Genomic DNA, 19,072 nt, shown 5'->3' on the forward strand with positions numbered 1-19,072 from the left:
TCCTTTCAGCGGGGAAGGTCGGTGAGGGTGTAGCGGACGGTCTGGGCGCTGATGAGCCCGTCGCGGAAGACGAAGGTGTCGGTGCCGTCGGTGACCTGGTGAGTGGCCGTGGCCGCGGTCCACTGGAGGAACAGCACCCCGCCCGCGAACTGCGGGTCCAGCTGCCAGTCGGCGTCCGGGAGATCGGCCAGGAGGCGGCCGATGACCCGCCGGACCCCGTCACGGCCCTGGTACGCGCCCTCGGGAGTGATGAGGACGGTGTCCTCGGTGTAGTTCCCGGCGATGTGGTCGAGGTCCCCGGTGCCCAGGCGCTGCCCGTGGTCGGTGAAGACCTCCTGCGGCGTGCGGGTCACCGGGCGAGTTCCGCCAGCGCGGCGGTGGCGAAGGAGTGGTCCTGCTCCGGGGCGCCGCCGCCGAGGCCGATGGCGCCGACGAGCTTGCCGTCGCGGTGGATCGGGACGCCACCGGCGATGAAGAGGAGCGGCCGGTCGAGCGCGGTGGCCAGGGTGTGGAACGGTCCGTCCGGCTTGACCAGGTCGACCAGGTCGGCGGTGGGGGCGCCCAGCTGGAGGGCGGTGTACGCCTTGCGGGTGCTGGTCTCCCCGGAGATCAGCACGGCGCTGTCGTCGCGGAGGAAGGCGAGCAGGTGGCCGCCCACGTCCAGGACGGTGACGCTGACCGCGACCCCGGCAGCCTGGGCGGCGCGGCGGGCGGCGGCGACGAGGGTCTCGGCGTCGGCGGTGGTCAGCGGGGTGAGGGTGGTGCTCATGGTGGCGCTTCTCCTGGAAGGAACGGGGAGGGGGGAACGGGGAGGGGGCGGTCAGTGGTGGACCGGGAGGGGGGAACGGGGAGGGGGAACGGGGAGGGGGGCCGTCAGTGGTGGACGGGGACGGGAGCGGCGGTGACGGCGCCCTCCCGTACGGGGGTGCGGCGCTCCAGGACGGCGGACCAGACTGCCAGCAGCAGCGCGGCTCCGGCGAGCAACGCGCCGACCCAGTTCGGGGCGGTGTAGCCGAGGCCGGCCGCGATCACCTGGCCGCCGAGCCAGGCGGCGAGGGCGTTGCCGAGGTTGAAGGCGCCGATGTTGACGGCGGAGGCCAGGGTGGGCGCGCCGTGCGCCTGGTCGAGGACCCGCTTCTGCAGCGGCGGGACGGTGGCGAAGCCGAGCGCCCCGACGAGCAGGATGGAGACCGCGGCGAGGATCTTGTTGTGCGCGGTGAAGGTGAACAGGGCCAGCACGACGGCGAGTCCGCCGAGGGAGGCGTAGAGCATCGGCATCAGCTTGCGGTCGGCGAACTTGCCGCCGAGCAGGTTGCCGAGGAACATCCCGACGCCGAACAGGACCAGCAGCCAGGTGACGGCACCGTCCGAGTAACCGGCCACGTTGGTCATCATCGGCGCGATGTAGGTGATCGCCGCGAAGACACCGCCGAAGCCGAGGACGGTCATCGCCATGGCGAGCAGGACCTGCGGGTTGCGGAACGCCGTGAGCTCGCGGCGCAGGTGGGCGCCCTCGGGGCGGGGCAGGGCGGGGACGAGCTTGGCGATGCCGAGCAGGCCGACCACGCCGAGCGCGGCGACGACGGCGAAGGTGACGCGCCAGCCGACGGCCTGGCCGATGAAGGTGCCCAGCGGCACGCCGACGATGTTGGCGACGGTGAGGCCGGTGAACATCATGGCGATGGCCCCGGCCTTCCTGTCGGGGGCCACCAGGTCGGCGGCGACCACCGAGCCGATGCCGAAGAACGCGCCGTGGGCGAGGGAGGCCACGATGCGGCCGGCGAGCATCACTCCCATGGTCGGTGCCACGGCGGAGAGCAGGTTCCCCGCCACGAACAGGCCCATGAGGATCATGAGCATCGTCTTGCGGCCGATCCGGGTGCCGAGCACCGTCATCAGCGGGGCGCCGATGACGACGCCGATCGCGTAACCGGTGACCAGGAGCCCGGCGGAGGGGATGGACACCCCGTAGTCGCCGGCGATCTCGGGCAGCAGGCCCATGACCACGAACTCGGTCGTACCGATCCCGAAGGCCCCGATGGCCAGGGCTAGGAGCGCGAGAGGCATGGTGTGCAGCCCTCCATACGATTGCTGTTGCGCCTTACGTGCTCCAACAATAGTTGCATGCGCGGGCTAAGTGCAAATGCGGGCATTCGCCTGCCGCCGATGGTCGGCGATGGCCGTGGGCATGCGGACGCGGGCGGGGGTCCGGATCGCGTCGGCCCGCCGGGCGGGCCGTGGAGCCGGACGGCGGCGGGTGGCGCGGCCCGGCACCACGGAAGGCAATATTTGCATGGGCTGGATATGTGCGCTAGCCGGTATTCTGTGCAAGGGCTTATCCTTGAGGGCGTCGCACCCGGAAGGAGCCACGCCCATGACCGCCACGGACCCCGCGCTGACCGCCCTCGCCAACGGCTGGGCCGCCCTCTACCTCCTGGCCGGCCGGATCGAGGCGCACATCGAGCGCACCCTCCAGGCCGAGCACGACCTGAGCGTGCGCGAGTACTCGCTGCTCGACGTGCTCAGCCGCCAGCACGACGGCGAGGGCGGACACCTGCAGATGAAGCAGGTCGCCGACGCGGTGGTGCTCAGCCAGAGCGCCACCACCCGCCTCGTCACCCGGCTGGAGGACCGCGGCCTGCTCTCGCGCTACCTCTGCGCGACCGACCGCCGCGGCATCTACACCGACGTGACCGGGCCCGGCCTGGAGCTCCTGGAAGCGGCCAGGCCGACCAACGAGGCCGCCCTCCGGGAGGCACTGGACGAGGCCGCCAAGAACCCCGAGCTGGCCCCGCTGGTCGCCACCGTCGAGGAGATGAACACGTCGCGACGGCTCCCGGAGCCCGCTGCCACGCGCTGAGCACGACGAAGCCCCGGAACCTCTCCCAGACGGTTCCGGGGCTTCGTGCTGACCGCCGCCACTCTGACCTCTCATCAGCACTGCCTGGCCATCAGCGCGCTGACCGCGCCCGTCCGGTGTTCGGGCATCCCTTCGAAGCTTTCGGCAGTGTGCTGCGGGGGCGACCGCGGCTGCCTGGCGGGTACCTGACATTCCTTGACTGTTCATCCGTCATCTCCACTGTCCCGAAGCACCTGGGGGAAGACCACAGGTGGTCCGGTGCGGTGACATCCCGCACGCGCACCGGCGCGACGGAGAGGTAGAGCTGATGTCCGGAATGACCCGACGGAGGCTGCTGGGATCGGCGGCCGGCGCGATGGGAGCGGCAGCGGCGATGAGCCTGCTGCCACCGAGTGTCCAGCGAGCGGTGGCGGCGGGGGTGCCGAAGTCCGGTTCGCTGCGGGACGTCGAACACGTGGTCCTGCTGATGCAGGAGAACCGGTCCTTCGACCACTACTTCGGCACGCTGGCCGGTGTCCGCGGCTTCGCGGACCCGAACGCCCTGCGGCTGGACAACGGGCGCTCGGTGTTCTACCAGCCCGACAGCGTCAACCCGGACGGCTACCTGCTGCCGTTCCACCTGGACACCCTCACCACGAGCGCGCAGGCGATCCCGTCCACCAGCCACTCCTGGGCGGTGCAGCACCGGGCCTGGAACGGCGGGAAGATGGACCGGTGGCTGCCCGCGCACCGGTCCGCCGACGGCGTCAACGGCCCGTACGTGATGGGGTACTACACCCGGGAGGACATCCCCTTCCAGTTCGCCCTGGCCGAGTCGTTCACCATCTGCGACAACTACTTCTGCTCGGTCCAGGGACCGACCTGGCCCAACCGGCTGTACTGGATGACGGGTTCGATCGGCGCCGACGGCGGCCAGGGCGGCCCGATCATCAAGAACTCGGCGCCCAAGCCGCTGACCTGGAAGACCTACCCCGAGCAGCTGGAGGCGGCCGGCGTCAGCTGGCAGGTCTACCAGGAGGCCGACAACTACGGCACCAACATGCTCTCGCTCTTCAAGAGCTTCCAGCAGGCCGCGCCCGGCAGCGCACTGCACCACAAGGGCATGACGGCCCGGCCCGCCGGCACCTTCGAGGACGACGCGCGCAACAACCGGCTGCCCGCCGTCTCCTGGATCCTGCCGACCAGCTACCAGTCCGAACACCCGGACTACCTGCCCGCCGCCGGTGCGGACTACGTCGCCTCCAAGATCGAGGCGGTCGCCTCGAACCCCGAGGTCTGGGCGAAGACGGTCTTCATCCTCAACTACGACGAGAACGACGGCCTGTTCGACCACGTGCCGCCGCCGGTGCCCCCGGCCGGCACGCCGGGCGAATTCGTCGGCGGCCTGCCGATCGGCGGCGGCTTCCGGGTGCCGTGCATCATCATCTCGCCTTGGACGACGGGTGGTTGGGTCGCCGGCGAGGCCTTCGACCACACCTCGGTGCTGCAGTTCCTGGAGCGGTTCACCGGAGTCCGGTCGGCCACCGTCACCGACTGGCGTCGCAGCGCCTTCGGGGACCTGACCTCGGCCTTCCAGTTCAACGGCGGCGTGTGCAAGGCCCCGGCACTGCCCCCGACCGCCGAGCAGCTCGAACTGGCCAAGTACGAGGTGGCGAACAATCCGGCGCCCGCCCTTCCCGGCGCGGGCCAGAAGTTCCCCACCCAGGAGCCCGGCGACCGGCCGCACCTGCCCCGATAGCGCCCAGTAGGACTCGGCGGCCTTCGGCCAGGGCCCGGACCGAAGGCCGCTGCACGAGCAGCGGCCGCACAGCAGATCACGACAGCCACCGGATGACGACCGCTGCTTGACGGAGCCGATTCCACGGAATGATGCGGTTGGCGGCCCTTCGACCGCGCCGGAGCGGTAAGTTGGCGGCTGCCGACTATGGAAAGAAGCACCGACGTGACCATCGACCAGGCTGCCCTCGGCAGCGCCGTGAAGGCAGTCGCCGCCGCCGCACACGCCGATGACCTGGCTGCGCTGTACCGCGCCGTGATGCCGCCGGCGGGTACGGACACGCCTCCGGCCGAGGCCGCCAGATGGTTCGGGACGCTCCTCATCCACCTGGCGCTCACCGCGGCGAGCGCTTCGCGGTTGGAGCAGGGCTGCCCCCGGGAGACCGTCTCGGAATGGATCGGGGAGACGCTGGGCCCGATGCCCACCCCCGCCCTGCTGCGCGCCGCGGACCCCGACCGCATCGACCACGTCGAGGCGGTGCGCGCCGCAGCGGACTACTCCCAGTGCCGCGAGTACGCCGTCGACCTGGTCAGGGTGGGCCTGACCGATCCGGATGAAGACCCGGACGAGCGAGGCGTCTCCGCCCACTGCGCGGTGACGAACGACAAGGACGCGCGGATCACCGTGATGGCGATGCTCGGCCGCCTCGCCGCCGATCCTGGCGAGCGGGGTTGACGGCGCCTCTCCTTCCCGGTTAGCGCCGGTTGAGCCGGGGCGAGGCCTGGTGGCTTCGGGTGATCAGGCTGGGGTTGTTCTCCCTGGCGGCGGTCACCAGCTTTCCCGCTCGTCGAAGGCGCCGGAAGATGTTCCGGCTGTCGCCAACCGGACTGTCCGGGGCCGGACATGGAGACATGCCCACGACAGGGCTGTCAGTGCAGTTCGGTCCGAGAAGTTCGTCGACGGAGCGGTCGAGACGGGTGTGGGCCATCCGGTCGAGCTCTTCGGTGTCGCGGTAGGGCTAGCCCCAGGACGGATACGCCCGCTGGCCGGACTGTGGCACGAGGGTGACCATGCGTAGCGTCGGTGGCATGAAATCCACCTACTTAGCAGGCACGCCACGGCCCGTGCTCGGCCGGCGGAACGTCGGGACAGTCCTGGCCGTCCTGGTTACCGCGGCCGTGTCGACGGGAGCCGCCTCGGCGGACACGGTGCATCGGAGCGATCGCGGACGGCTGGTTTCCGTTCAGCAGACGACCACCCTGGCCGCGAAGGAGGACGTCGCCGGGGCGCTGGCCGCCGCCGGGTATGACGCGGGTGCAGTCCGGTTCGGGGTGGACGCCTACCGGTTGGTGTACCGCACCGTGGATCCCGGCGGCCGGCCGATCACCGCCAGCGGACTGCTGGTGCTGCCCCGCGGCGGCGAACACGAGTTGCGGACGGTGTCGTTCACCCACGGCACGGCCAGTTACCGGGCCGACGCCCCGTCCGCCACGGCCAAGGCCGGGTTCGTGTCCTCACCTGCCATCACGTACGCGTCCGCCGGGTTCGCCGCCGTCGCCCCGGACTACCTCGGCCTGGGCGCCGGCCCGGGACTCCACCCCTGGATGGACGTGCCGTCGGAGACCACCGCCTCCCTGGACATGCTCCGGGCCGCCCGCGCCTTCGTCCCGCGTACGGGCCGGGCACTGGGGCACGACGTGTTGGTCACCGGGTTCTCCCAGGGCGCCTCGGCGGCGATGGGACTCGCACGGGCACTCCAGGCCGGCGACGACCGGTGGTTCCGGCTCCGGGCCGTCGCGCCGGTCAGCGGCGCCTACGACTTCCGGCACGCCGAGCTGCCGGCGCTGCTCGACGGCTCCCTCGACACGAAGTCAAGTGTGCTGTACTCGGCCTACCTCCTCGTCGCCTGGAACCGGCTGCACCATCTCTACGACTCCCCCGACGAGGTGTTCCAGGCCCCGTACGACCGCACGGTCGAGGCGCTGTTCGACGGTTCACACACCGGCCCGCAACTCTTCGCCGGCACACCCGACACCATCGACGCACTGCTCACCCCGCACGGCTTCGAGCTGCTGCGCCACCCAACCGGCCGACTGGCCAAGGCACTTCGGGTGGCCGACAGCACCTGCGACTGGGCACCACGCGCCCCGCTCCGCCTGTACACGGCCGACGCGGACGAGCAGGCGGCCAACGCCAACACCGACCACTGCGAGGCCACACTGCGATCGCACGGCGTGAACGCGGCGGTCGTCGACCTCGGCACCCCCGACTTCGCGGGTTCCAGACACCTCGGCTCCAACGTCGCCGGTACCGCCGCCGTCGTGCGCTGGTTCAGTCAGCTGCGCTGAGGACCCGCCGGGCAGCTTTCCCGGCCGGTGTGAGCCGGTGTGAGCCGGTGTGACCAGGTGGTTCGCGACGAAGCCGAGGCGTGTGACGTGACGGAAATGTGTTCGCCAGCGGGGGGTACCGTTGCTATACGATCACCCGGCCGACCGTCACCAAGCCGCGTCGGGCTCATCCGTGTTTCAGATCCCGGGGGACCGTTGAAGATCCGCAATTCGCTCGCTGCCGTCCTCCTCGCCGCGGCCGCCGCACCCGTCGCCCTGGGCGCCGCCCCGGCGTTCGCCGACACCGTCCCGACGGGGCAGGCGCAGACCGACCCGGCCGAGACCAAGGCGGACGAGGAGAACCGGGCGGCGATCGAGAGGCTGCTCGTCTACCCGAACGACTACCTGCTCACGGCTCCGAGCGACTACCTGCGCGAGCACGCGGGCCAGGCCCTCGCCGGCACCCCCGCGGACCGGGCGCGCTTCCTCGCCGTGGAGGCGGACAGGATCCGCCGGGACGACGCGCGGATCGCGATCGCGCGGACCATGAACGCCGCCGGCCCGGTCGTCAAGAAGGCCGCCAACGCCGCGATCGACTCGAACGACCTCGACGTGTTCCGCGCCTACCTGAACGTCGGCCAGTACACGGCCCGGGCCGAGGACGAGAACCGCGCCAAGCTGCAGCAGCTCCTCGACGACCCGAAGAGCGGGCCGGGTGTGCGCGAGGGCGCCCAGCAGGCGCTGGCGGGAACCGCCGCGGATGTCGAGCGCTTCCTCAACACGGGGCTGAAGACGGCCGCCGAGCACGACGACCGGGTCCTGCTCAGCCAGATCATGTCCAACGGCGGCCCGGCGGTGAAGAAGGCCGCCAACGCCGCGATGTCCGGCACCATCGAGGACGTCCGCGCCTTCCTGAAGACCGGCCAGTACGTCGCCCGGGCGGAGGACGAGAACCGCGCCAAGGTCCAGGACGTCCTCGCCGACGCGGGCACCGGCCGCCACATCCGGGAGGCGGCCGAGAAGGCGCTCGCCGGCAGCGCGGCGGACGTCGAGAACTTCCTGAAGACGCAGTTGGAGCCGCTGCGGGCGAGCGACGACCGGATCCGTGTCTCGCAGCTCGTCGAGGCCGGGGGGCCCGAGGTCCGCAAGGCCGGCCTCGCCGCGCTCGACGGCGGCGTCGCGGACGTCCGGGCCTTCCTGAAGGAGGGCCAGTTCACCGCCCGGGCCAAGGACGAGGCCGCCGCGAAGACCACGGCCGAAACCGCCAAGGACAGCTCGCGGGGCGGCTCCGGCACCACCCAGGCGGTCACCGCCGTGGCCCCCGACGCCACGGTCGCCCCCGTCCCGGCCGCCGGCGGCACGACGACCACCACGACGACGGCCACCGCTGCCACCACGGACGGCCGGGGTGCCGCCGGTGGCTCGCTGGCCGCCACCGGTTCGACCGCCCCGCTCGGGCAGCTCGGCGCCGCCGCCGGCGCGGCCGTCGTGCTGGGCGCCGGCGCGGTCGTCGCCTCGCGCCGCCGCTCGCAGGCCTGATCACCCTCCTCCGCCGGTCGGCACACCTCATGCCGGCCGGCGGAGCGCCACACACACCCGCGCCCACACCCCCAGACGGGGCAGCGGGTGTCCGCCGATGCGCAGATGGCCGGGTCCCCACGTCGACGGACGTGGGGACCCGGCCGTTGTTGTCCGGTCCTGAACCATCCGACACGAACTCATGGCTGTTCACCGGCAGGTGGCGGCGATCCGCCGCGTCGCCGGAACAGCGGTGCTACTTCTGCCAGCCGATGGTCTCGGGCAGCGGGCTGTAGAAGATGGTGGCACCGACGTTGGCGAGGCCCTTCCTGATGCCGTAGGTGGAGGGGCCACTGTAGAGCGGCAGGAAGGCGTACTGCTGGAGGGCCTTCTGCTCGACCTTGTTGACGGCCGCGACCTGCTGGCCGAGGTCGGCGATCTCACCGGTGGCGCGGATCTCCTTGTCCAGCTCGGGAGTTCCGGCTCCGGTGATGTTGGAGTCACGGTCCGAGCAGTAGAAGTCGCACAGGTACCGCGCGCCGAAGGGGTCCGTCGAGCGGTTGCCGGAGATGAACAGGTCGAAGCGGCGGTCGCTGAGCACCTTGGAGAAGTCGTTCTCGGAGACCTTGTTGACGTTCACCTTCACGCCGACGGCCTTGAGCATCGCGGTGAGCGCTCCGGCGGTGGCCTTCTCGATGGGGTCGTCGCCGAGCACGGTGTAGCCGAGCTCGAGTTGCTTGCCGTCCTTGGCGCGGATGCCGTCGGCTCCGGGCTTCCAGCCGGCCGCGTCCAGGGTCTTCCGCGCCTCCTGCGGGTCGTACTTCAGAACAGCGGCGACGTTGTCCTGGTAGCCCTGCTGGAAGCTGTAGAGCACCGCCGAGCCGGGCAGCGGCTCCGTGTAGTCGAGGCCCTGGAACCGGATCTTCGTGATCTGCGGACGGTCGATGCTCTCCTGCACCGCCTTGCGGACCTGGACGTCACCGAGGAACGGGGACTTGGCGTTGAGGTACAGCGCGTACTCGAAGGGGCTGCCGCCGCTGCGGATCTCGGCGTCCTTGACCGTCTTCACCTGCTTGAGGTTCTCCGCGGTCCCGACGGGGGCGTAGTCGAGTTCGCCGTTCTTGAAGGCGTTGATCGAGGCGGCGCTCTCCAGGTTGACGTAGACGCGCTTGTCGAGCTTGCCCGGCCGGCCCCACCAGTTGGGGTTGCGCACGAAGGTGATGTTGCCGGAGTGGTCGTCCCAGGTGCCCACGGTGTACGGTCCGGTGCCCCATTCGGGGTGGGCCGTCTTGACGTACGCCTTGTTGAAGTTGTCGACGGTGGCGGCCTGGGGGTGCAGGAAGGTGGTGAACAGCGCGGACCAGGAGGCGTTGACGCCCTTGAAGGCGATGACCGCCTGCTTGTCGTCGGCGCCCCGGGTGACGGAGGTGATGCGGTCGTAGCCGTCGGTGGAGGAGGCCGCGTAGTCCTTGTCCGAGCCGTTGTTGGCCTTCCAGGTGGCCTCGATGGCCCGCCAGTCGATGGGGGTGCCGTCGTTGAAGACGGCCTTGGGGTTGAGGGTGATGACGACCTTCTGGTCGCCGCCCTCGACCGAGACCTTCACGTCGCTGTAGTAGTCCGGGTTGTACTGGACCTCGCCGGTGGGCGAGTAGGTGATGGCGTGGGCGTTGTACCAGGCCCAGATCCGCGAGGCGTTCAGGGTGCCGTTGACGTTGAAGGGGTTGCCCTGCTCGTCGAAGGTGCCCGCGGTGGTGTAGGTGCCGCCGTCCTTGATGTTCTCGTACGGCTGGGGGTTGTAGTCGGTGACCGAGGACGCGACCTTGGCGGCGTTCTCGGCCTTCGGGCCGGAGGATCCGCCGGAGGAGGACGAGGAGGACGAGGACGGGGATGAGCACGCGGTGGCGGCGACCGCGACGGCCGCGGCGAGCGCGAGGGGCAGGGCGAGCTTCCGGCGCATGGGATGTCCTTGGTGGGAATCGGTGAGAAGGGGGGTGGGACGGGGCGGGTGTCAGACCGCGTGGCAGGCGTACCGGTGGTCGGAGCCGTCCGGGGCGCCGACGGTCGCCGGCCGCTCGGTGCGGCAACGGGTCCGTACGCTCTCGTCGGCCTCCCGGTACAGCGGGCAGCGGTCGACGAACACACAGCCCTCCGGCAGCCGGGTGGCACTGGGCTGCTCGCCCGCGAGGACGACGCGCTCGCGGTGGCGCTCGCGCTCCGGGTCGGGCACCGGGATCGCCGAGAGCAGGGCCTGGGTGTACGGGTGCCGGGGCCGGGCGAAGATCTCCTCGGTGGCACCGGACTCGACGATGTGCCCGAGGTACATCACCGCGATGCGGTCGGAGACGTAGCGCACCACGGCCAGGTCGTGGGCCACCACCAGGTACGCCAGGCCCAGTTCGCGCTTCAGCCGGGCGAGCAGGTTGATGATCTCGGCCTGCACGGAGACGTCCAGCGCGGACAGCGGTTCGTCCAGGACCAGCAGCTTCGGCTCACGGGCCAGGGCGCGGGCGATGCCGACGCGCTGGCGCTGGCCGCCGGACAGGGCGGCGGGAAAGCGGTCGCCCATGGTGCGGTCCAGGCCCACCAGGTCCAGCAGACGGGTGACCCGGGACCGGATGGCCGTCCGGTCGGCACCGGCGGCCTGGAGCGGTTCGGCCAGCAGGTCGAAGACGGTCAGGCGGGGGTCCAGGGCGTCCGTCGGGTCCTGGAGGACGATCTGGACGTCGCGGCGCAGCTCGCGCACCTGGGCCGCCGACCGCAGCGTGGCGACGTCGGTGCCGGCCACCTCGATGCGGCCGCCCTCGGGGGCGCGCAGCCGCAGCACCTCGCGCAGCGTGGTGGTCTTGCCGCTGCCGGACTCCCCCACCAGGCCCAGGGTCTCGCCCGCGCGCAGTTCGAAGCTGACGTGGTTGACCGCGTGCAGGGTTCCCACCCGGCGCTTGAGGAGGGCCCCCTTGGTGACGGGGAAGGTCTTGACCAGGTCCTCCACGCGCAGGACCACCTCGCCCGCGGTCCGTTCTCCGGCGCGGGCCGGCGGCACGGCAGCGGCGTGCCCGGCCGGGTCGAGGGTGCCGTCGGCGATCTCCCGCGCGCGGTGGCAGGCGACGCGGCCGCCGTGTTCGTGCTGCCCGCCCGGTGCGGTCGGGTCCGGTGCGGTCAAATCAAGTGCGTTCGGGTCCAGTGCCGTCAGGTCCGGTTCGGTGGTCCGGCACACGTCCTGGGCCACCGCGCAGCGGGGCGCGAAGGGGCAGCCGCCGGGCAGGCCGACCAGGGAGGGCGGCTCGCCGCCGACCGGGATCAGGGGCCGTTCGACGCCGCTGTCCACGGTGGGGACGCTGGCCAGCAGCCGGGCGGTGTAGGGCATCGTGGGGCGGCGGAAGAGCTCGTCGACGCTCGCGTGCTCGACGATCCGTCCGGCGTACATGACGGCGACGTCGTCGGCGTGGCCGGCCACCACGCCCAGGTCGTGGGTGATCAGGACGAGGCCGGCGCCGGTCTCGCGCTGGGCCAGGCGCAGCACGTCGAGGATCTGCGCCTGGACGGTGACGTCGAGCGCCGTGGTGGGCTCGTCGGCGACGAGGACCGAGGGCTTGTTGGCGATGGCCAGGGCGATGACGACGCGTTGGCGCATGCCGCCGGAGAACTCGTGCGGGAACGACTTGGCGCGTTCGCGCGGGTCGGGGATGCCGACCAGGTCGAGCAGTTCCACCGCCTGCTCCCACGCGTCCTTCTTCGACAGTTCGCGGTGCACGCGCAGGGCCTGGGAGAGCAGTCGGCCGACGCTGAAGATGGGTGTGAGCGCGGACATCGGGTCCTGGAAGACCATGCCGATGTCCTTGCCGCGCACCTGGGAGAGGGCCTTGTCGTCCATCGCCGCCAGGTCGCGGCCGCCCAGCAGGATCCGGCCGCCGAGGCGTGCGGTGGGCGGCAGCAGGCCCATGACGGCGAGGGCGGTGGCGGACTTGCCGGAGCCGGACTCGCCGACGATGCCCAGGGTGCGCCCGGGCAGCAGGTCGAAGCCGATGCCGCGCACGGCCTCCACCGGTCCGGCCTCGGAGGGGAAGGAGACGCTCAGGTCGCGTACGGACAGGACGGGTGCGGGCTCGGTGGGCCCGGCCGGGGGGCCGGCCGCGGGCCCGGTGCGGTGGGCGGGTGCGAGGGTCATCGTCGGCCTCCTGCCGCGCCGGTGGTGGACGTCGGGTCGAGGGCGTCGCGCAGGCCGTCGCCGACGAAGGTCATCGAGACGGTGAGCAGGACGGTCAGCCCGGCGGGGAAGGCGAAGAGCCAGGGGGCGCTGGTGATGGTGCCCGCGCCGTCGGCGAGCATCGTGCCCAGCGACACGTCCGGGGTCTGCACGCCGAAGCCCAGGAAGGACAGGGCGGTCTCGCTGAGCACGGTGGAGACCACGCCCAGGGTGAGGTTGACGATGAGCAGGGAGCCCAGGTTCGGGATGATGTGGCGCACCACGATGCGCAGGGGGCGCACGCCCATGTACTCCGCGGCGCGCACGTAGTCGCGTTCGCGCAGGGACGTGGACACCGACCAGACCACGCGCGCGGTGGACATCCAGCCGAACACCGTCAGCACGAGGATGAGGACCCGCCAGTCGCCCGCCAGCCGGTGCGAGACCAGGGCGAGGATGAGGAAGGAGGGCACGATCAGCAGGAAGTGGATGACGGCGAGGGTGGTCTTCTCCACCCGGCCCCCGAAGTAGGCCGCGCCCGCGCCCACGACCGCGGCGATGGCGACGGTCAGCACGGACACGCTCACCGCGATCGCCAGCGAACGCTGGAGGCCGTGCACGGCGGCGGCGTAGACGTCGTTGCCGCCCTGGTTGGTGCCGAACCAGTGCTCGGCGCTGGGGGCCTGGGTCAGTGCCGAGAAGTCGGCGTCCGCGTAGCCGTACGGGGTGAACAGGTCGCCGAGCGCGCTGAACAGCACGAGCAGCAGGAAGATCACCACGCCGGCGACGGCGATCCGGTTGCGCAGGAAGCGCCGCAGGTAGAGCCGGTGCCGGCCCAGGTACTGCCCGTCGTGCACGTCGTGCGCGTCGTGCACGTCGTGCACGTCGTGCACATCGGGGCTCACATCGGGGCTCACAGGGGTGCCCATCTCAGCTCACCCGCACTCTCGGGTCGAGGAGGACGGTGGCGATGTCCGCGAGGATCGCACCGATCGCGGTCAGGGCGGCGGCGAAGGCGGCGGTCGCCACGGTGCCGTGCACGTCGTTCTTGCTGATGGTCTGGATGAAGTACTGGCCCATGCCGTTCCAGCCGAAGATGGTCTCCGTGAGGACCGCGCCGGTGAAGACGGCCGGGATGCTGAAGGCCACGGACTGTGCGGTGGGGATCAGGGCGGTGCGCAGGGCGTGCCGGCGGATCGCCTGGGCACGGGTGAGCCCGGTGGCCCGGGCGGTGCGCACGAAGTCGGAGCCGATGACGTCCAGCAGCAGGGAGCGCTGGGTGAGGTGGTAGCCCACGTACCCCGTCAGGGTGAGCGTCAGCGTCGGCAGGATCAGGTGCAGCAGCCGGTCACCGACCGTCGCCCAGAACCCTTCCACGCCGGGCGAGTTCTCCCCCGCGACGTACAGGAAGTGCCAACCGGCCTGCTCGTTCAACCAGATGGCCACCAGCACCAGGGCGAGGGCGGCGATGGACACCGGGACGTTGAACAGCGCCATGGAGAGAGCCTGGGCGGCCCGGTCCTTCCAGCCGTACTGGCGCGAGGCGGTGTGGACCGCGAGGGCGACACCGACGACGACCGACAGGACCGTCGCGCCGATCACCAGTTCGGCGCTGACGAGGGAGCGGTAGCCGATCTCCCCGTTCACCTGGACCCCGACCGGGGAGCGGCCCCAGTCGAAGTGCAGGACCACGCCGGTCAGCCAGTCCCACCAGCGGTGGAGCAGCGGCTCGTGCGGGTCGAGGTTGTAGGGGGCCAGGGCCCGGGATATCTGCTCCTCGGTACGGACCGGGCGCAGTTCCTTGAAGTTCGAGCGCGGGTCGAGGAACCAACTGGCCAGGAAGTACGTGGCGTTGGTGGCCATGGCAATCACCAGGAACCAGCCCGCCGCCCTGCGTGTCACATACCGGAGCACGGACGGCACCTCCCCACCAGGTGCGGCGGGTGCGCCTGGGGAACGTCGGGTCTGGAGGAGGTACGCATGCAGGTGGAAACCTTCTGGGGCGAGAGCCGAGTGCACGATCGTGCAGATGCGAGTCTGTGTACGACTGGTGCACAACGCCAGTGATCTGGGCATATGTACACGGGAACGAAACACCCCCGCAGCAAAGAGGCGTCGAACCCACTCCCCCATTCACATTCGCAGGTCACCGGGCCGACGGCGTCCTCCCCACAGACACCTGCTCAGGGGGCCGGCCGGGTACGCAGGATGCGGTCGGCGAGGGTCGTCAGGACCAGGACCACGCCGACGCCGACCATGATCCAGGCGATGAGGTGCATGCCGCGGTCGGAGACGTGGGTGCGGAAGACGATGCCGGTGATCGCGGAAGCGGCGATCGAGCCGAGGTAGCCGAAGGTGCGCAGCAGGCCCGAGGCGGTGCCGAGTTGTTCGGCGGGGGCGTGTTCGTAGAGGGCGGTCTGGTTGCCCGCGCCGGACGTGCCCATGGCGACGCCGAAGACGAGCGTGACCACCACGATCCATCCGATCCAGCCCGAGGTGCTGAGCAGCAGGACGCCGGCGGAACCGACGAGGCAGGCCAGGGCCGCTGCCATGACCGGTCCGCGCACCGTGTTGCGCCGGGAGACGAGCGAGATCACCAGGCCGGACATGAGCGTCATGGGCAACAGGAGCATTCCGGCTTCGGTCTCGGACAGGCCCCGGACACTCTGGGCCCACTGGGTGACGCCGTAGAGCACCACGTACGCGCAGACCAGGACCAGGCCGTAGCGAAGGTAGGTACTGGTCAGGGCCCGGTTGCCGGCGAGCAGGCGCAGGTCGAGGAACGGGGTGCCGGCTCGCAGCTCCCACAGCACCAGGGCGATCCACAGCACGGCGGAGATCGCCAGCAGGTACCAGTGGGCGTCGGGCAGGGCGAACAGGAACAGCAGCAGCGTGACCATCGCGGCGACGAACCCGGCGATGCCGACGGCATCCAGGGCGGCCGCGATGTCCCGGGCGCGTCGGCGGCGGTCCGGTGGGGTGTGCGGTGGGGTGCCGGGCGGGCTGTGCGGTGGGCTTTGCGGTGGGGTGTCGGGCGGGACCCAGGCCACTGTCGTGACCAGCGCGACGAGTGCGACCGGAACGTTGATGAGGAACACGGATCGCCAGCCCAGCGCGGCCACCAGGACACCGCCCAGGGGCAGCCCGAGCGAGGCGGTGGCGATGCCGGCGATCTGCAGGCCGCCCAGCACTCCGCCCGGCGGCTTGTCCAGACCGGCGTCCTCGGCGCGGCGACGGATCAGCAGCATGGCCGTCGGATAGGCGCACGAGGTGCCCAACCCGATCAGCACCCGGCTGATCAGGAGGACCGGAAGACTGTCGGCGGCGCCGCCGATGAGTCCTCCGACGATGACGAGTCCGGTTCCGGCCAGGAACACCCGCCGTGGGCCGAACACCTCGGCGGCCTTGCCCGCGGTGGGCTGGGCGATCGCGCTGGCCAGGTACAGGGCCGTCACCAGCGCGGCGGTCCGCCCGATCGACACGCCGAGTCCGTGGGCGATCGGTACGAGGGCCGTGGCGATCAGCGAGCTGTTGATCGGGTTGAGCGCCGAACCGACGAACAACGGGGTGGTGAATCGCCACGAGAACGGACGCCCGGGCGGTATCCCGTTCACCGGTGGGGCGTTGGTCGTCGGTCCGGGGGCGGGCATCGGGATCTCCAGTACATGGTGGTCGCAGAGGCTCGGCGAGGCGGTCTGGCGGCAGCAACGCCGGCACCCGGGGTCGCGGGCTGATCGCCGGCGGAGGACTCGCCCAGGACGTCGGCGACGTGGTCGACGAAGGTGACGGCGGCGGTATGCGCAGGTGGGAGGCGGTCATGACGGTCCGTTGGCCTCCCCTCAAACGCGAGGATAGGGGACGTGCGGACTGATGGGACATCAGTTCGGCCGGGCCGGCTTCGCGGTGGTGCGGATGGTCCGGCCGTTTCCGTGGCGAGGGAGTCTGCCACTGGCGCGGCAGCGGGAGGTTCGCATGGTGGTTTAGGTTGGAATCCACGGGGAGCCGGCGACAGGTCCACACGAGAACCCACCGAGCAGTCGCGCGCTTCCTGTGCTGTTTCCTGTGCTGTTTCCTGCTCTACTTCGTGCTCTGCTTCGTGCTCTGATCGGAGAACTCACGTGTTCACCAACGACACACACCCCATCGTCGTCCTGCACGACCTGGACGACGTCCGTGCCGAGCTCCTGGCGGAAATACGGACGGCGGGCGCGGCGGAGCGGCCCGGGTTGGAGGCAGCCCTGCGCGTGGTGGATCGCCAGGTGATCGTGGCGGACGAGGAGCGTGTCCGCCGGTGGGCGAGCCGGATCCTGGCCGCGGCGGACGTCGACCCCGCGCTGGACATGGTCCGGGCCGTGAAGGTGCTGCGGGACGCCGTCCCGGGGCTGGGGCTCATTTCGGCGAACGACCTGGTGAAGTCCGTTCTCCCCCGCTGACACGGGCGAGGCGCGGCACGCCGGCGCGGGACCGGTGTGCCGGACCGGCGCGTCGGGCGCGGCCCGCGGCTGTCGGAGGAACGCGCTACCGGGGTCGGTTCGTCGGGCCCGGACCTGGCAGCGGTGTGGTCCACCAGCGGGCCTTGTACAACTCGGTTCCGGCCAGCGCGAGCGTCCCGTCGGGGTGGTGGAAGGTGACGGCGGAGGTGCACCAGGAGCAGGACCCGGCGTGATCGGGCGTGATGGTGAGCAGGCGACCGGTGACGGGTTCACTGCCCACGCTCTTGATCCCGCGGGCCGAGTCCTCCGCGCCCAGCCCGACGGCTTCGAAGCGGTCGAGGTGTGAGTCGTAGCGCCACAGGCGGTCGCCGGTGCTGACCCAGAACGTCCCCGGCGCGGAGCTCACAGGTGCGAGGTCGTGCCCCCCGACTTCCGGAAGGGGGACACTGCGTTCGGGGGTGAGGGACGGGATGTCGGGCGTGCCACCGACCCGAAGGGCCAGCAGGGTGTCGTCCCCGAGCACCCAGAGCAGCTCCGCGCCCTCGTCCCACTGCACGGCGTGGGCCCCGTCGAGTTCCTGCTCGGTGTAGGTGGTGCTGCGGGGCCCCTCCGAGGCCGCGTACAGCCGCACCCAGCCGGCGGTGCTGGCGACCACGGCGACGTTGCCGTCCGGTAGGAGCTCCGCGCTGTGGGGGTTGACGGAGCTGCCGAGGTCCGTGGCCCAGATCGGTGTGCCGGTCGCCGTGTCGACCAGGGCTGCCAGGCCGCCCGAGGCGGTGACCAGGAGGGAGCCTTCACCGTCGAGCACCACGTCCCTGGCCTCGGTGGGCCTGGCCCAGCTGCGGGCCGGCTCCAGGTCGGCCAGCCGATCGTCGCCGTCAGCGGTCCACGACCACACCACCGGTAACTGGTCGGCCTCGGGTCCGACCTCCGATCCTGCCTCGGGTCCGGACTCCCGCGCCGCCTGGCCGTCCAGGACGAGAACCTGCCGGGACGCCTGATCGACCGCGACGATCAGCGCACTGCCCCGAACGCCGGCCTGCCCGGCCCCCTGGTCGGCCTGCCCGGGCCCCGGGTCGGCCGCAGCGGGCGGCGGACCAGCCGGCACGGGGGCCCGCCCGGCCTCCTGATCAGCCGCGATGACCACCGCACCGCCGCGGGGCTCTGCGCCGCTGCCGTCCACGGCATGCGGGGCGGAGGTCGAACACGCCGTCAACATCAGCCCGCCCAGGACGGATCCCACCCTGAGGCCCGCTCCGGCTCTTGCGCACACTGCCACGCCCCTTTCGCGCCATGATTATCGGACTATCTACTCTGCGTCCCGGCGCTCCGGCCCGGTGCCATCCTCGTCGCAGCATCCGGGTGAACCCGTCCCAGCGGACCCTTGACGTCATCCGTATGGACCGCGTGCGCTTCCGGTGGAAGCATTGGTGCCAATGGGTGACCCACAGTCACCTCGAAGCTCTTCCCAAGGAGAGTCATGCGGATCAGCACGCGTCTGCGCGCCGCCTCGGCTGTGCTCACCGTCATCGCGGGCAGCCTCGCGTTCGCCACGGTCGGAGCGGGAACCGCCGCCGCGGGAACCGCCGGCACGGCCGACTGCGGCCAGGTGCTCGGACCTGCCCGCACCATCGTGGCCGGCGGCCAGTCGATCGGTCGGGCCTACCTCGCGTGGAACTCCTGCAGCAAGCAGGCCTACACCGAGATCAACCTGTGGAACACCAACTACGTCAACGGCAACTGGCACGGCGGCCTGATCGACGTGAAGTCCAGCTCGAACTACAACTCGAACACGGGCTCGCCCCAGCCGAACGTCGGCTCGTGGTGGTGGGACTCCGGATCCATCCCGGTGACCGGCGTGTCGAACACCCGTCTCTACCACGGCAACTGGAACTTCACCGCCGGTGGCCACAACTGCAACGGTCAGACCGTCACGTGGAACTTCTCCAACGGAAGCTACGACAGCAGCCAGGAGTCCCTGCCGTACTGCGACTGACGCTGACCGGCTCACCCGGGCGGCCCCGTTCCCGAGGA

16 protein-coding genes are annotated in these 19,072 nt (G+C 71.1%); 7 read left to right on the forward strand and 9 right to left on the reverse strand.

Annotation, left to right across the window (positions count from 1 at the left end):
* Positions 1-5: 5 nt before the first annotated feature.
* The 3 genes from ACFVTF_RS03760 to ACFVTF_RS03770 form a co-directional block, all read right to left on the reverse strand.
* Positions 6-353 carry a nuclear transport factor 2 family protein gene (locus ACFVTF_RS03760; RefSeq protein ID WP_387808510.1) on the reverse strand — a complete coding sequence of 116 codons (348 nt, stop codon included), beginning with the start codon at positions 351-353 and terminating at the stop codon, positions 6-8.
* Complete coding sequence (locus tag ACFVTF_RS03765; RefSeq protein ID WP_387808513.1) at positions 350-769, reverse strand: heme-binding protein; 420 nt, start codon at positions 767-769, stop codon at positions 350-352. The genes ACFVTF_RS03760 and ACFVTF_RS03765 overlap by 4 nt, the downstream gene beginning before the upstream one ends.
* Before the next feature lie 104 nt (positions 770-873).
* Positions 874-2,067 (reverse strand): MFS transporter, encoded by a 1,194-nt coding sequence (locus ACFVTF_RS03770; RefSeq protein WP_387808516.1) that lies wholly within the window; start codon positions 2,065-2,067, stop codon positions 874-876.
* A 307-nt stretch (positions 2,068-2,374) separates the two neighbouring features.
* On the opposite strand from ACFVTF_RS03770, the gene ACFVTF_RS03775 reads away from it, so the two are divergent.
* The 5 genes from ACFVTF_RS03775 to ACFVTF_RS03795 all read left to right on the forward strand — a co-directional run bounded on the left by ACFVTF_RS03775 (position 2,375) and on the right by ACFVTF_RS03795 (position 8,443).
* A complete protein-coding gene (locus tag ACFVTF_RS03775; RefSeq protein ID WP_387808519.1) occupies positions 2,375-2,860 on the forward strand; it encodes a MarR family winged helix-turn-helix transcriptional regulator in 486 nt (161 codons plus the stop codon).
* A 307-nt stretch (positions 2,861-3,167) separates the two neighbouring features.
* Positions 3,168-4,598: an alkaline phosphatase family protein gene (locus tag ACFVTF_RS03780; protein WP_331745248.1), complete on the forward strand. Its 1,431-nt coding sequence runs from the start codon at positions 3,168-3,170 to the stop codon at positions 4,596-4,598.
* Between the two features lie 204 nt (positions 4,599-4,802).
* Complete coding sequence (locus ACFVTF_RS03785) at positions 4,803-5,312, forward strand: hypothetical protein (RefSeq protein WP_387808522.1); 510 nt, start codon at positions 4,803-4,805, stop codon at positions 5,310-5,312.
* Between the two features lie 473 nt (positions 5,313-5,785).
* A complete protein-coding gene (locus ACFVTF_RS03790) occupies positions 5,786-6,925 on the forward strand; it encodes an alpha/beta hydrolase family protein (protein WP_387808525.1) in 1,140 nt (379 codons plus the stop codon).
* Positions 6,926-7,120: 195 nt separating this feature from the next.
* Positions 7,121-8,443 (forward strand): ALF repeat-containing protein, encoded by a 1,323-nt coding sequence (locus tag ACFVTF_RS03795; protein WP_387808528.1) that lies wholly within the window; start codon positions 7,121-7,123, stop codon positions 8,441-8,443.
* A 235-nt stretch (positions 8,444-8,678) separates the two neighbouring features.
* Here ACFVTF_RS03795 and ACFVTF_RS03800 read toward each other — a convergent pair whose 3' ends face one another.
* The 5 genes from ACFVTF_RS03800 to ACFVTF_RS03820 all read right to left on the reverse strand — a co-directional run bounded on the left by ACFVTF_RS03800 (position 8,679) and on the right by ACFVTF_RS03820 (position 16,255).
* Positions 8,679-10,379, reverse strand: coding sequence for an ABC transporter family substrate-binding protein (locus ACFVTF_RS03800; protein ID WP_387808531.1), 1,701 nt, complete (start codon positions 10,377-10,379; stop codon positions 8,679-8,681).
* A gap of 51 nt (positions 10,380-10,430) precedes the next feature.
* On the reverse strand, positions 10,431-12,587 hold the full coding sequence (locus tag ACFVTF_RS03805; RefSeq protein WP_387808534.1) for a dipeptide ABC transporter ATP-binding protein: 2,157 nt from the start codon (positions 12,585-12,587) through the stop codon (positions 10,431-10,433).
* Positions 12,584-13,534 carry an ABC transporter permease gene (locus ACFVTF_RS03810; RefSeq protein ID WP_387808536.1) on the reverse strand — a complete coding sequence of 317 codons (951 nt, stop codon included), beginning with the start codon at positions 13,532-13,534 and terminating at the stop codon, positions 12,584-12,586. The genes ACFVTF_RS03805 and ACFVTF_RS03810 overlap by 4 nt, the downstream gene beginning before the upstream one ends.
* Position 13,535: 1 nt before the next feature.
* Positions 13,536-14,519: an ABC transporter permease gene (locus tag ACFVTF_RS03815; protein WP_331745233.1), complete on the reverse strand. Its 984-nt coding sequence runs from the start codon at positions 14,517-14,519 to the stop codon at positions 13,536-13,538.
* 269 nt (positions 14,520-14,788) lie between these two features.
* Positions 14,789-16,255, reverse strand: a complete 1,467-nt coding sequence (locus ACFVTF_RS03820; RefSeq protein WP_387808540.1) for an MFS transporter — start codon at positions 16,253-16,255, stop codon at positions 14,789-14,791.
* A gap of 468 nt (positions 16,256-16,723) precedes the next feature.
* On the opposite strand from ACFVTF_RS03820, the gene ACFVTF_RS03825 reads away from it, so the two are divergent.
* Positions 16,724-17,038 (forward strand): hypothetical protein, encoded by a 315-nt coding sequence (locus ACFVTF_RS03825; protein WP_387808543.1) that lies wholly within the window; start codon positions 16,724-16,726, stop codon positions 17,036-17,038.
* A gap of 85 nt (positions 17,039-17,123) precedes the next feature.
* On the opposite strand, the gene ACFVTF_RS03830 is transcribed toward ACFVTF_RS03825, so the two are convergent.
* Complete coding sequence (locus ACFVTF_RS03830) at positions 17,124-18,281, reverse strand: DUF6528 family protein (protein ID WP_387808545.1); 1,158 nt, start codon at positions 18,279-18,281, stop codon at positions 17,124-17,126.
* 237 nt (positions 18,282-18,518) lie between these two features.
* Between ACFVTF_RS03830 and ACFVTF_RS03835 the strand changes: the two genes are divergently transcribed.
* Complete coding sequence (locus tag ACFVTF_RS03835) at positions 18,519-19,034, forward strand: hypothetical protein (protein ID WP_387808548.1); 516 nt, start codon at positions 18,519-18,521, stop codon at positions 19,032-19,034.
* Positions 19,035-19,072 lie beyond the last annotated feature (38 nt).

It is taken from the genome of Kitasatospora sp. NPDC057940, assembly GCF_042887425.1.
In the GTDB taxonomy this organism is placed as follows: domain Bacteria; phylum Actinomycetota; class Actinomycetes; order Streptomycetales; family Streptomycetaceae; genus Kitasatospora.